General features: G+C 74.8%; 10 protein-coding genes. 5 read left to right on the top strand and 5 right to left on the bottom strand.

Annotated elements, in window-relative coordinates:
* Positions 1–13 precede the first annotated feature (13 nt).
* From ACZ6D7_RS18710 to ACZ6D7_RS18725, 4 genes are all read right to left on the bottom strand, one after another.
* Positions 14–4639, bottom strand: coding sequence for a coiled-coil domain-containing protein (locus ACZ6D7_RS18710; protein ID WP_469491608.1), 4626 nt, complete (start codon positions 4637–4639; stop codon positions 14–16).
* Positions 4640–4700: 61 nt separating this feature from the next.
* Positions 4701–5579, bottom strand: a complete 879-nt coding sequence (locus ACZ6D7_RS18715; protein ID WP_469491610.1) for a hypothetical protein — start codon at positions 5577–5579, stop codon at positions 4701–4703.
* Between the two features lie 136 nt (positions 5580–5715).
* Complete coding sequence (locus ACZ6D7_RS18720; RefSeq protein WP_469491612.1) at positions 5716–7245, bottom strand: hypothetical protein; 1530 nt, start codon at positions 7243–7245, stop codon at positions 5716–5718.
* A gap of 147 nt (positions 7246–7392) precedes the next feature.
* Positions 7393–8097 carry a GntR family transcriptional regulator gene (locus ACZ6D7_RS18725; protein WP_469491614.1) on the bottom strand — a complete coding sequence of 235 codons (705 nt, stop codon included), beginning with the start codon at positions 8095–8097 and terminating at the stop codon, positions 7393–7395.
* A 178-nt stretch (positions 8098–8275) separates the two neighbouring features.
* On the opposite strand from ACZ6D7_RS18725, the gene ACZ6D7_RS18730 reads away from it, so the two are divergent.
* From ACZ6D7_RS18730 to ACZ6D7_RS18750, 5 genes are read left to right on the top strand one after another with little or no spacing between them, the layout of a single operon-like run.
* Complete coding sequence (locus ACZ6D7_RS18730) at positions 8276–9607, top strand: MFS transporter (protein ID WP_469491616.1); 1332 nt, start codon at positions 8276–8278, stop codon at positions 9605–9607.
* Positions 9604–10434, top strand: coding sequence for a putative hydro-lyase (locus tag ACZ6D7_RS18735; RefSeq protein ID WP_469491617.1), 831 nt, complete (start codon positions 9604–9606; stop codon positions 10432–10434). The genes ACZ6D7_RS18730 and ACZ6D7_RS18735 overlap by 4 nt, the downstream gene beginning before the upstream one ends.
* A 20-nt stretch (positions 10435–10454) precedes the next feature.
* On the top strand, positions 10455–11213 hold the full coding sequence (locus ACZ6D7_RS18740) for a LamB/YcsF family protein (protein WP_469491619.1): 759 nt from the start codon (positions 10455–10457) through the stop codon (positions 11211–11213).
* Entirely contained in the window at positions 11210–11872 is a 663-nt protein-coding gene (locus tag ACZ6D7_RS18745; RefSeq protein WP_469491621.1) for a 5-oxoprolinase subunit B family protein, read from the top strand. The genes ACZ6D7_RS18740 and ACZ6D7_RS18745 overlap by 4 nt, the downstream gene beginning before the upstream one ends.
* Positions 11869–12738, top strand: coding sequence for a 5-oxoprolinase subunit C family protein (locus ACZ6D7_RS18750; RefSeq protein WP_469491623.1), 870 nt, complete (start codon positions 11869–11871; stop codon positions 12736–12738). The genes ACZ6D7_RS18745 and ACZ6D7_RS18750 overlap by 4 nt, the downstream gene beginning before the upstream one ends.
* A gap of 69 nt (positions 12739–12807) precedes the next feature.
* On the opposite strand, the gene ACZ6D7_RS18755 is transcribed toward ACZ6D7_RS18750, so the two are convergent.
* A complete protein-coding gene (locus tag ACZ6D7_RS18755; protein WP_469491625.1) occupies positions 12808–13659 on the bottom strand; it encodes an SGNH/GDSL hydrolase family protein in 852 nt (283 codons plus the stop codon).
* Between the last annotated feature and the right edge of the window lie 58 nt (positions 13660–13717).

Consider the following 13717-nt stretch of genomic DNA (forward strand, 5'->3'; position numbering starts at 1 on the left):
GGAGCCCGGTTCTCTACGGCGTGGCAGCCGCCGGTCGTTTGAACATCCGGGTCGCCGTGATCTCGCTGCGCACCGCCTCCCCCGCCTGGGGCTGCTGAGGCAGTCCCGGGCGGAGGTGTTCCTCGACGCTGATGTACTTCAGCCCGGCCCTGAGGTCGGCGTCGTTGCGCAGCCGGATGACCAGCGGGAACTCGGCGAGCGCCGTCGTGTCGAACAGGCCGGTGGTGTACAGGAGCTGCACGCCGAGCGCGTCCGACACGGCCCGCTGGAGTTCCAGCAGATACGTCGCGTTGGCGCGGCCGATGGGGTTGTCGAGGAACAGCGTGCCGGCGTACCGGTGCTTGTCCCGCCCCCGGTCGTTCGACCGCAGGGCGGCCATCGTGCAGTACAGGGCGATGGCGGCGGTGAGCAGCTGCCCGCCGGAGAAGACGTCGCCCATCTGCCCGACGGGCACGCGCTCGGCGCGCAGCACGGCGTCCGGCTTGAGGATCTCGACGGCGATGCCCTTGGGCTGGAGCGCGGCCCCGACCCCGCGCAGCAGCAGGGACATGCCGTCGCGCCGCAGGTCGGAGTTCTTCTTGACGGCCGCCCGGGTCGCCTCGTCGATGACCTCGCCGAGCCGCTCGGTGAGGGTGGCCTGGTCGGGCTCCTCGAAGCGGATCCGCAGGAACTCCTGGCCGGACCACTCGCCGAGGCCCTCCGGCAGCCGGGAGAGCCGCTGGGCCGAGCGGAGGGTCGCGAGCGCGGACTCGACGAGCCCTCGCAGCCGGTCCACGATCGAGTCGCGGTTGCGTTCCAGCTGGGCCAACTCGTCGGTGAGCACCCGCAGTCGAGGCGCGAACGCGTCCGCCCACTTCTGCGCGTGCTCGGGCAGTGCGGAGGCGGGCAGCTCCCGGATCTGCTGCCGGGCGGGGGTGCGGACCTGCTCGTAGCGCGTGGAGTTGGCGTGCCGGACGAGCACGTCACTCGCCTCGCGTACGGCGGACTCGGCGGCGGACAGGTCGGCGGCGCAGCCGCGCAGCGAGCGGCGGGCCTCGGCGGCCGACCCGCGGGCCTCCTCCAGGGTGCCGGGGTAGGGCTCCGGGGTCTCCTGCTCCTCCTCGGAGACGTGCTCGCGCAGCAGGTCGCGGAGCATCGCGGCGATCTCGTCGAAGCCGCCCGCCGCGTCCTCCGCGGCGCGGTGGGCGTCGAGGAGTTCGGCGTGCGCCTCGCGGGCCTGGGCCAACGCCTCGGTGCGGGAGGCGAGTTCGGTCGTCGCGGTGCGCAGCAGGGCCTGGGCGTGCTCGGCGTCGCGCGGCTGGAGCTCTTCGGACAGCTCGGTGTGGGCCTCGCCGTCCTCGGGGGCGTGCCGCTCGGCCTCGCCGCGCAGCCGCCCGAGCTGTTCGCTGGCGGTGGACACCCGGGTCTCCAGGAGCTGGACCAGCTCCTCCGCGCGGGCGGCGGCGGCCTGCCGCGAGGGTCCGTCCGAGCCGTCGGGCGACTGGAGCAACTGCTCGGCGCGCGTGCGGACCTTGTTGCTGAGCCGGTCCAGTTCGGCGCGGGCGGCGCTCTCGTCGCTCTCCGCGCGCGCCTGCTCGGCCCTCAGGTCGGCGCCGACGCCGACCTTCTCGTACAGCTGGGAGGCGGCCCGGTAGGCCTCGCGGAGTGCGGGCAGCGACGGCCTGGGCGCGTCGGCGTCCGCCTCCGGTACGTCGTCGGGGGCGCCGGCGATCTCGGCGCGCTCGGCGCGCAGCGCACGCGCGGTGCGGCGGGTGTCGTCGGCGGCGCGCTGGGCGGCGCGGCGGTCCTCGTCGGCGGCGCGGGCGCGCTCCAGGCAGGTCTGGGCGCGGGCTTCCGACTCGGCGGCCTCGTCGGCGAGTTCGCGCAGCTTGACCTGCCAGCCCGCCCGCTCGCGCAGCCGGAAGGCGAGCCCGGCGAGGGCGTCGGCGGCGCGCCGGGCCTTCTGGGCGGTCTCCTGCTTCTCGTCGCGCACCTGCGCGGCCTCGGCGGCGGTCTCGTCGGCCTCCGCGCGCACGGTCCGTGCCTCGGCCAGTTCGGCCTCGGACTCCTCGGCGAACGCGCGTGCGTCCTCGGCGGCCCGCGCCAGTTCGGCGAGCCGCCCCGCCGGGCAGCCGGTGCGCCAGGATGCCAGCCGTGCGGCCAGCTCGCGGTCCTTGCCGAGGCGCGCCGCGAGCCGGCGGATGTCCTCGTCCCGCTCGGTCGCCCGCGCGCGCAGCGCCTGCCGTTCCTCGTCGGCGGCGTGCTCGTCGTGCATGGCCGGGTTCGGCGGGACGAGGAACACGTCGGCGTAGGGGCCGCTCCGGGCGTCGGCGGCCGGGGTCGGGGCGAGCAGGGCCGCGGCGGTGCCGACGGCCACGGCCGAGCGCGGCAGCAGCGCGGCCTCGCCGAGCGCTTCACGCGCGCGTGCGTGCGAGGCGGGGTCGGTGATGATCACGCCGTCGACCAGCTCGGGGCGGGCGGCGAGCACACGCGCGTGGTCGGTGGGGTCGACGGCCTGGGCGAGGTAGCGCCAGCCGGGCAGGGCGGGGATGCCGTGCTCGCCGAGGAACTCGACGGTGGCCAGCACGTCCGGGCCGGGCGGGAGCAGTCCGCCGTCGCCGAGTGCGCCGAGGATGCGGGAGTCGTCGGCGGCGGCCGTGCGCAGGTCGAAGAGCTGGCGTTCGGCGGAGGAGACGGCGTCGTCGAGGAGTGCGCGCAGTTCGTCCGCGCAGCGGTCGAGGTCCTCCGGGGTGAGCAGGGCCTCGACCGACTCGCCGTCCTGCCGGGGCTGCGGGATCGGCCCGCGCGGGACGGCGGTGGTCAGACCGAGCAGCTCCGCGAGCCGCTCCTCGCCGGCGAGGGCTTCGGCGAGCCGGTGCTCGGCGTCGTACGAGCGGTGCGCCGCCGTCGCCGCGTCCGCCGCGCGGGCCGCGGTCAGCTCGGCGCGGGACTCGGCGGAGGCGGCCTCGCGCGCGTGCTCCGAGGCCCGCCGCGACACCTCGCGGGCGGTGTCCCAGGCGGCCACGGCGGTCTTCTCGGCGTCGCTGGCGGCGAGGGCGGCGCGCGCGGGGTCGGCGTCGGGCGCGCTGTCGTCCAGCCAGCCCGCGCGGACGGCCTCGGCTGTCTCCTGCTCGACCTCGGCGAGGCGCTGGCGCAGGTGCCCGATCTCGCTGCGGGCGCGCTGTGCCTCGGTCGCGGCGGACGTGGAGTCCCGGTACGCGGTCTCGCCGGCCTCCTGGAGGGCGGCGGAGCGCTCCTCCTCCTCGTTGGCGAGGGTCTCGGCGCTCTCGGCGGCGGCGTGCAGGGCGCGCACGAGGTCGACGGCGGCCCTGGCGCGGGCGGCGAGGGCCGGGGCGGCGTCCCGCTCGGCCTCCTGGATGGCGGCGGACACGCGGGCGACCCGGTCGGCGGCGGCGCGGTGGCGCAGTACGGCCTCGGCGGCCTGCCAGGCGGAGTGCAGGGTGCGCGCGTCGGCGAGTTCGCGCTTCTGGGCGGCGGCGGACTTCTCGGCGGCGGCGAGCGCCAGCGAGGCGTGCCGGAAGGCGAGTTCGGCGGCGATCAGCGCGCTGCGCTCGCGCGCGCCCTCGGAGTGCGTGACGGCGTAGGCGGCGGCCGTGACCCGCTGGGCGAGGTCGGTGGCCCGCGCGCGTTCCTGCCCGGCCCGGGCGGAGAGCCGGCGGGCGAGGGTGCGCGTACGGCGCTCGGCGCCCGCGTGGACGTCACGCGCGCGTGCGCGGGTCTCGGCGGCCTCGACGATCCGGCCGAGCAGGTCCACCGACCCGGCGGTGAAGTCCCGTTCGGCGATCAGCTCGGCGCGCCGGCCCAGCTTGTTGCCGAAGCCGCCGACGAGGTCGGCGAGTCCGTCGGTGTCCCGGGTGTCGGTGACCGCCCGCAGCAGCAGGTCGGTGAAGTCGGAGTCCTTCTTGACCGCGAAGAGGCCGGCGGCCTCGCCCTCGTCCGCGTTCATCTCCCGCTGGTAGCGGAAGAGTTCGGGGTCGAGGCCCAGCTCGCCGAGGTGCTCGATCCACCGGTCGTGGATCTCCTCCCAGTGCACCTCCAGGTGCGGGTACGCCTTCCCCGCCTCGGTGAGGGCGTCCCGGAACCCCTTCATCGTGCGCCGGCGCCCCTGCGCCCCGGAGGCGCCCTCGACGGGCGGGCGGACGGCGGTGGACTCGGCGACGGGCAGGTTGTCCAGGCTCAGCCCGGGCCCGGGCCGGAAGGAGTACCAGGCCTCCGCGAACTTCCGCGGGTCGTTGGACACCTGTCGGCCGCGCCACTCGCTGGCCTTGCCGACGACGACGCACTCGCCGGTGAGCACGTGCTGCCACTCCAGCGCCACGTGTCCGCAGTCGTCGGCGAGCAGGAACTTGCGCAGCACGCCCGAGCTGGCGCCACCGAGGGTGTTGCGGTGGCCGGGCAGCATCACGGAGAAGATCAGCTTCAGGAGTACGGACTTGCCGCCGCCGTTCTCCAGGAAGAGCACGCCGGCGGGCGCGGGCCGACGCGGCGGGCCGACCGGCTCCTCCTCGAAGAACTCCGCCTGCATGGGGGCGGGGTCGGGCACGACGTCGCCGACGCCCCGCAGGTCAAGCACGGTGTCGGCGTAGCGCGCACCGGCGGGACCGATGGAGTAGAGGCGGACCCGGGACAGCTCGTACATGGCGGACTCTCGTAAGTCTTCGGCAGATCGGGGGGTGGGGGGCTGCGGTGGCCGAGGGGCCTCAGGAGTGGAACGGCAGACCGGCGTCGGCCACCAGGTCCAGGTCGTCGGTCTCCTCGGGGGGCAGCAGTGTCGGGGTGCCGCCGGTGACCGGGACGACGCCCAGCTCGAGCAGTTCGGCCAGGGCGGCGCTGCCCGCCATGTCCCGTACCTGGAGCTGGTAGCGCGCCGTGGTGCGGTACGTGCCGCCGTTGTCGTCGCCGGTGCGCTGGAGGAAGCCGGAGTCGGTGAGGAAGGCGACGGCCTTGCCGACGATGCCGGTCGTCGAGCCGGCGAGTCTGCGGGCGTCTTTGGTGGCGCCGGCGGCGCTGCGTCTGGCCCAGATCCGCCAGGCGGCCTCCAGGCCGGGCGCGTCGGTGGCCGGGTCGGTGTTCTCGCCCTGTTGCTCGGCCCGCTCCTCCAGCCGGCGGCAGGCCTGCCGGACGAAGGCGTCGACGCCGTTGACGCTGACTCGTCCGATGTAGCCGTCGTCGGCGAGGTCCTCGGGGCGCGGGAACGCCATCGCGGCGACGGCGAGATGGGCGAGGCCGTGCAGGAAGCGGTCGCCGCCGTCGGCGGACGTACGACGCGCGTAGTCGCCCATCCGTACGGCGAACACCGAGTCCTCGGCGGCGGTCACGGCCATGCCCGCGCGCGGGGACACCTCCAGCACGACGAGTCCGAGCCCGGCGGCGATCGCGTCGGCGAGCCGGGCGAACGCCGGGTCCTCGCGGTGGCGGCGCAGCAGCTCGGCGTACTCCTGGTCGCGGGCGGGCTGGAGCTTGGGCTGGAGCCCGAAGGCGACGAGCCGGGCCGCGTCGGCGGCGTCGGCGGGGGTGACGGCGGCGGACGCAGGCGGCGGGCCGCCGTCCGGCTCACTCCACTCGACCTGCTCGCTCACGACTGCGACTCCTTGCGTTTCTCGGATTCCGGGGCCGGGACGACTCCCCATGGGGCGCGGGCTGTGCCGGTATACGGCTCCGCCGCGTGGGCGGGACCGACCGCGCCGCCTGCGCGGCCGCCCGTCGGCACGGGCATCACGCCGCCTCCGAACGGTCCGCCGCCATCCCCGCGGCGTCGAGCAGGGCGGTGCCGACTATGAGGTCGGCGCCGCCGAACTCGGGGTCGTCCAGGTCTGTCCCGTCGTCCACGGCGAACAGCAGCTTCTCCTCGCCCTGCCGGTAGGCGGTGCCCACGGCCGGGCTCGCGGCGTGCACGGCCAGCAGTGCGACCAGGTACGCGAGATCGGCGTCGCCGGTGGCCCTGGCCTCCTCCAGCAGCCCCGACAGCCGGCGCGGCGCGTCCGCCGGCAGGTCGAGCAGATCCTTGGCCGTCGCCAGCTGCTCCTCGCTGAAACGGCTGTCGTCCGGGGTCGCGATGAGGTCGGGCTCGGGCATCTCCGCGCCGAGGTGCTCGCGCTCCACGGGCGGGGTCAGCAACAGGTCGACCAGGTCGCCGATCCGCACGGCGGCCGGTGTGCGCAGGCCGGTCCCGCGGGCGAAGAACGCTCCGGTGACCCGCGCCGCCTGCTCCAGCGGCAACGGCAGGACGGGTGCGACGAGATGGCCGTAGAGGTCGATCCCCGAGGACGTCATCGGTGTGGCGAAGGCCTGGCGGTCCTGCTCGGCGCGGAACAGCGGGCCGGCCTCCAGGAGGCGGGACTGGAGCTGGGTGTGGCGGCGGATGCAGTCCTTGACGATGTCGACGAGTTCGGCGGCGCGGCGCTTGTTGTCGGCGTCCTCGATCTCGTCGCGGGCCTTGCGGATGTTGGTGAGGATCGCGTTCTCGTGGCGGTAGCGGTCGGCCACGTGGTCGAGGGCCTCGGCGATCATGTCGGGGACGGCGTTGAGCCAGTCCACCGCGCGGACGTTGCGGCGGGTGGCCTCCAGGGCCCTGCGGAGGGTCTCGGAGTACTGCACGGTCCGGTAGCGGGCCTGTTCGGCGGCGAGCTGGGCGTCGGCGAGGCGCCCGCGCCGGATGAGGACCTCCAGCTTGACCTCGGCGGCGATCTGCGCGCTGGTGACGTCCGTGTCGAGGGCGCCGACGAGGACGTTGACCGCCTCGTCGGTCGTGCGGAGGTAGACCACGCCGTCGCGGCCGGGGACCTCCTCGACCAGCTTGAAGTCGTAGTCGCGGCGCACATAGGTGCCGTCCGCCGCGAAGGTGCCGTACATCGCGCGAAAGCCGCGGTCGACGCTGCCGACGTTGATCAGGTTCTCCAGGACCCAGCGGGCCACCCGCTCGTGCTCGGCGACGGGCCGGCCGGGCGCCTGCGCGGCGATGCGCGGGATGAGCCGGGCGACGATCTGGTCGTGGTCGGCGCCGGTGTCGAAGTCCATGTTGAGCGTGACCAGGTCGATGGCGGCGAGGGCGATCTCCGCCATGCCGTACACCGAGTACTCGCCGGCGAGGTTGGCCTTGCGCGCGTCGAGGTCGTGGATGGGTGCCGTGCAGGCGAGCGCGCGCAGCCGCCGCGCCAGCCCCTCGTCGGCGGCCGGGCCCGGAGCTGGGCGCGGCCCCGCGCTGAGCCGGGGCGGAACACGGTCCGTCGATGCAGGCGAAGTCACGGTGCACAGACTAGGTCCTCGGTCTGACATCGACCCAAACGACCGGAGTTGCGACCACCGTCAGGAAGGCACGACAGGGCCGGGCCCCGGCAGCAGGACAGGACCTGCTCGGCCGGCACGACGCGACCGGCCCGGACGGGAGGGGTCTCAGCCGCCGGTGACGTCGTCGCCGACCCTGCGCCGGTACACCTCCACCACCCGCTCCAGCGAATCGCTCAGGTAGACGCTCAGCAGCCGCTCGGCCTCCGCCTTGTCGCCCGCCTCGAGCGCCTGGAGGATCTGCCGGTTGCGGGCCAGGTAGGGCTCGTGCAGCCGCCGCGGATCGTCGACGACGTGGAAGGCGAGGCGCAGCTCGGCGAAGACGCTGCGCATCAGCTCGTCGGTGCGATCACTTCCCGCCAGGGCGACCAGTGCCCGGTGGAAGTGGATGTTGGCCGTGCCCAGCGATTTCCAGTCACCTTCGCGCGCCGCCCGCAGCCCCTCCTCGACGGCCTCGGCGAGCCCGTCGAGCGCGTACGGCGACTCCCCGAGGCCCCGTACGACGGCGCATTCGACGAGCGTGCGCGTGCGGTAGATGTCCTGGACGTCCTCGATGGTCAGGACCCGGACGAAGACGCCCCGGTTCAGCTCGTGGACGAGCAGGCGCTCGTGCGTGAGCAGCCGGAACGCCTCGCGGAGCGTGTTGCGGGAGACGCCGAGCGCCCCACCGATGCTGTCCTCCGACAGCCGAGTCCCGGGCGGGAAGTAGCCCTCGGCGATCCGGCTCCTGAGGATGTCCGAAACCCGTTCGGCCGTGCTGGTGCGGCCCAGGAGGGCGCGGTCGTCGGCCAGTCCCGCCAGCTGCTCTGCCATGCCCGGAATTCAATCGCAGACACGAGAACGAAACAACACGGGTATTGAAGGATCGTTCAACGATCCCCTACCTTGCTGAATCAGGCACCGCCCCGTCCCCACCGCGGCGCCCCCGCTCCCGCACGGCACGGCACGGCTCAGTCCCAGCACCCTTCGTCATCCCTCTGCGAGGTGCCCCATGAGCACGACCCCTCCACCGCAGCCCCCCACCACAGCCCCACACCCCGCGTCCGCGTCCGCCTCCGCCTCCTCGTCCGCCTCCGCCGAGCGCCTCCCCGACGACGGGGCGTTCGCCTGGCTGCGGGCTCTGGGCCCGCGCGGGCGCCGCGCCTTCGCCGGCGCCTTCGGCGGCTACGCCCTCGACTCCTACGACTACTTCACCCTGCCGCTGAGCATGGTCGCGCTGGCCGCGTACTTCGGCCTGGACAGCGGCCAGACCGGCCTGTTCACCACCGTCACCCTGGTCGTCTCGGCGATCGGCGGCGCCGTCGCGGGCGTGCTGGCGGACCGGATCGGCCGGGTCAGGGCCCTGATGATCACGGTGATCACGTACGCCGTGTTCACCGTCGCCTGCGGCTTCGCGCCGAACTACGAGACCTTGCTGGTCTTCCGGGCCCTCCAGGGGCTCGGCTTCGGCGGCGAGTGGGCGGTCGGCGCGATCCTGGTCGCCGAGTACGCGAGCGCGAAGCACCGGGGCCGCACCCTGGGCGCGGTCCAGAGTTCCTGGGCCGTCGGCTGGGGCCTGGCGGCGATCGTGTACACGCTGGTCTTCTCGGTGTTCGGCGACGACGTGGCCTGGCGCGTGATGTTCTGGACGGGCGCCCTGCCCGCGCTGCTCGTGGTGTGGATGCGGCGCCGGGTGAAGGACGCCCCGGAAGCCGCCGCCGCGCGCGAGCAGCACGCCGGCAAGGGCTCGTTCCTGGCGATCTTCAAGGGCCGGCTGCTGCGTACGACCTTCTTCGCCGCGCTCCTGTCCACGGGTGTCCAGGGCGGCTACTACACCCTGGCGACCTGGGTGCCCACGTACCTGAAGTCGGAACGCGGCCTGTCCGTGGTCGGCACCGGCGGCTATCTGACGTTCCTGATCTCGGGCGCGTTCCTCGGCTACCTGACCGGCGGCCATCTCACCGACCGGCTGGGCCGGCGCCGCAACATCTGGCTGTTCGCCCTGCTGTCGGCCCTCTGCATCCTGGCGTACGCGAACATCCCGGACGGTGCCAACACCCTGCTGCTGGTGCTCGGCTTCCCGCTCGGGTTCTGCATGTCGGCGATCTTCAGCGGCTTCGGGTCCTTCCTGAGCGAGCTGTACCCGACGGCCGTGCGCGGCACCGGACAGGGCTTCACGTACAACACCGGCCGCGCCGTGGGCGCCGTCTTCCCCACCACGGTCGGTTTCCTGGCCGACAGCTGGGGTGTGGGCGGCGCGCTGGTCTTCGGCGCGATCGGCTACGCCATCGCCGCCCTGGCGCTGCTGGGGCTGCCGGAGACGCGCGGGAAGGAACTCGAGTGAACCGTCCGGCCTCGACCGAAGACCGTCCCCTGACCCTCGTCGACGGGCACGCGCACGCGTGGAGCCCCGCGGCCGCCCGGACCCGCTTCCGGGAGGGCCTCGCGGGCCCCACGGCCGGGGTCGCCGCCGGCCACACCCAGGTCAACCTGATCTCGGTGCCCGCGGACTGGGCGTACGACATGCTCCTGTTCTGCCAGCGCAACCCGAAGCCGTGTCCGGTGCTCGACGTCACGGACGCCGGTTCCTGGACGACCGTGCTGGCCGGGGGCGCTGACCTGCGCACCGATCTGCCGCGCTACCGGGTGTGGGAGCACGGCGAGCTGGTGGACGAGCCGACCGACGTGCGCGCGTACTGGCGCGCGGACCTCGTGTCGTTCCTGATCGGATGCAGCTTCACCTTCGAGTGGGCCCTGTCCGGGGCGGGTGTCCCGATCCGCCATGTCGAGCAGGGCCGCAACGTCCCGATGTACGTGACGAACCGTCAGTGCCGTCCGGCGGGACGGCTGCGGGGGCCGATGGTGGTCTCCATGCGGCCGGTGCCGCCGGAGCATCTGGCGGCCGCCATCCGGGAGAGCAGTCTGCTCCCGGCGGTGCACGGCAGCCCCGTGCACTGCGGCGATCCGTCGGGGCTGGGCATCGACGACCTCGGCCGGCCCGACTTCGGCGACCCGGTGGACGCCGAGCCGGACGACATCCCGGTGTTCTGGGCCTGCGGTGTGACCCCGCAGGCCGCGGTGGCGGCCTCGCGCCCGCCGTTCGCCCTCACCCACGCCCCGGGACAGATGTTCCTCACCGACGCCCGCGACGAGCAGTACCGCGTGGCCTGATCAGGAGACACTTGGATTCTATGAGCACCATCGATCTGAACGCCGACCTCGGCGAGGGCTTCGGCCGCTGGCGGCTCACCGACGACGAGCAGCTGCTGTCCGTCGTGACGAGCGCCAACGTGGCCTGCGGGTTCCACGCCGGGGACCCGGCCACCATGCGCCGGGTGTGCGATCTGGCGGCCGAGCGGGGCGTGACGATCGGCGCGCAGGTCTCCTACCGGGACCTGGCGGGGTTCGGGCGGCGCGCGATGGACGTGCCGCCCGCCGAACTGGCCGCCGAGGTGGCGTACCAGATCGGCGCCCTGGAGATCTTCGCCCGGGCGGCGGGCGCGCGCGTGGCGTACGTCAAGCCGCACGGCGCGCTCTACAACCGGGTGGTGCACGACGAACAGCAGGCCGCCGCGGTGATCGACGGGGTGCTCCTCGCCGACGCCGCGCTGCCCGTGCTGGGGCTGCCCGGTTCACGGCTGCTGGCGCTGGCCGGCGAGGCGGGACTGGAGGCCGTCCCGGAGGCGTTCGCGGACCGCGCGTACACCGAGCGGGGCACGCTGGTGCCGCGCTCCGAGGACGGCGCCGTGGTCACCGACCCGGACACCGTCGTGGAGCGGTCGGTACGCCTGGCCCGCTCCGGCACGGTCGTCTCCCGCGCGGGGTCGTCCATCGAGGTACGCGCGCGTTCCCTGTGCCTGCACGGCGACACGCCCGGCGCGGTGGAACTGGCGCGCCGGGTCCGGCGTCGGCTGGAGGAGTCCGGCGTACGGCTGGAGGCGTTCGCATGAGCAGGCGCGTCCTGCCCGTCGGCGACGACGCCCTGCTCGTCGAGGTGACGTCGGGCGCGGAGGCCGAGGCGCTGCACGCGGAGCTGCTGCGCCGCCGTGCGGCGGGTGTGCTGGCCGTCCGTGAGATCGTCCCGGCGGCCCGCACGGTCCTGCTGGACGGTCTCGTCGACCCCGTCCGTTGGGTTTTTGAACTGACCACGGCCGAGATCCCGCCCGCCCCGGCGCAGGCGGGTGAGGTGATCGAACTGCCGGTGCGCTACGACGGCCCCGACCTGGCCGACGTCGCCGCGCACTGGGGTGTCTCCGCGGAGGAGGTGGCCCGCGTGCACGCGGGCACCGAGTTCCGGGTCGCCTTCTGCGGTTTCGCACCCGGCTTCGGCTATCTCACCGGCCTGCCCGCGCGCTACGACGTTCCGCGCCGGGCCACGCCGCGCACCTCCGTGCCGGCCGGCGCGGTGGCGCTGGCGGGGCCGTACACCGGTGTGTACCCGCGTTCCTCGCCGGGCGGCTGGCAGCTGATCGGCACCACGGACGCGGTGTTGTGGGACCACACGCGCGTGCCGGCCGCGCTGCTGTCGCCGGGCACGCGGGTGCGGTTCGTCCCGACGCCGGGCGCCGCTGGCCCTGAGGGCGGGAAAGGACGGGTGGGTGCCGCATGAGCGACCGTGCGCTCTTCGTCGTCCGCGCCGGGGCCCTGACCACGGTGCAGGACCGGGGGCGTCCGGGCCACGCCCACCTCGGCGTGCCCCGCTCCGGCGCGCTGGACGCCCCCGCGGCGGCCCTCGTGAACCGGCTGGTCGGCAATCCGCCGGGCGCGGCGGTCCTGGAGACCACCTTCACCGGCTGTGCCCTCAGGCCGCGCTGCGATGTGACGGTGGCGGTCGCCGGAGCGCCCTGCCCGGTCCGGGTGGACGGCCGCCCGGCCCCCTGGGGCGCACCCGTGCGGGTGCCGGCGGGGGCGGTGCTGGACGTCGGAACCGCCGTCTCCGGGCTGCGCGCGTACGTCGCCGTGGGCGGCGGGGTCCTCGTCGAACCGGTCCTCGGCAGCCGTTCCACCGACCTGCTCTCGGGCCTCGGCCCGATGCCCCTGACGAACGGCGCGGTCCTGCCCCTGGGGCTCGAACCCACCGGGCACACGCGCGTGGACGTCGCCCCGCAGCCGGCTCCCCCGGCCGAACTCGTCCTGCGGGTCACCCTCGGCCCGCGCGACGACTGGTTCACCGCGGCGGCGGTCCACGCCTTCACCTCGCACGCGTACCGCGTGTCCCCGGCGAGCAACCGCATCGGGCTGCGCACGGAGGGGCCCGCCCTGGAACGGGCCCGGACCGGGGAGCTGGCGAGCGAGGGCATGGTCCTGGGCGCCGTCCAGGTACCGCCCGACGGCCGACCGGTCGTCTTCCTGGCCGACCACCCGACCACCGGGGGCTACCCGGTGATCGGGGTCGTCCGCCCGGCCGACCTCGCGCCCACCGCCCAGGCGGTACCTGGCACTCCGGTCCGCTTCGTGGCGGTACGCCGACGCTGACGCCCGGCAACGGCACTGCACCGCCACCTCTGAGGCCCGGCACCGGCACCGCTGACGCCCGGATACCGTTTAGGCGGCGTCCGGCTGCCGCTCCCCCACCGAGAGCGCGGCCAGCGCCGCGGACACCGCGGCGGCGGCCCGCACATCGAGCCGGGCACTCGTGCCGCGGGCGCGGTGCCGCATCTCGTCGACGGCCAGGGTGAGCAGCTGCGGCAGCAGGTCGGTGCAGCGCCTGGCCACCCAGCCGGTGCCCGCGGTCGCCAGCCACCACAGGCTCGCCGACTTGGTGGGCACCGGGAACTCCGGCTCGGACGAGGGCGCGGTCCCGGTGGCGAGGCCCGCCTCCGCCAGCTGCGCGTGGAACCGCACGGCCAACTGCCGGTGCCCCCGCTCGCCGGGGTGCAGCCGGTCCGCGCTCCACATCGCCCGGTCGGTGAGCCAGGCACCCTCGGAGGCGTGCAGATGGACCGCCCCGTACCGGTCGGACAGCGCGTGGACGACCGCGTTGACCGCGCGCTGCCGCCGGGCCAACGGACGGGCGAGCGCCCCCGGCAGCCCGAGCATCGCGCCGGGATCGGGCAGACACGCGGTGAGCAGGACCGCGCCCCGCTCGGTGAACGCGCTGTACACCGCGTCGAGCCGGGTGGCCACGGCGTGTATGTCGAAGGTGCAGCGCAGGGTGTCGTTGACACCGACGACCACGGCGGCGACGTCGGGCCGCAGCTCCAGCCCGGCCGGGAGCTGCCGTTCCAGCACGTCCCGCGTCTGCGCGCCGCTCACCGCGAGGTTGGTGAACTCCACGGACTTCTCGGCGAGCCCGCCGGCGAGCAGCGCGGCCCAGCCGCGCCACCCGTCCCCCACGGGATCGCCCACGCCTTCGGTGAGCGAGTCCCCGAGCGCGACGAACCGTACGGGTCTCATCCGAGCCCTCCGGAGACGAAGGGACGGACCGGCATCGTCACTCCGTGCACGTCGGGAC

It is taken from the genome of Streptomyces sp. NPDC041784 (genome assembly GCF_055591025.1).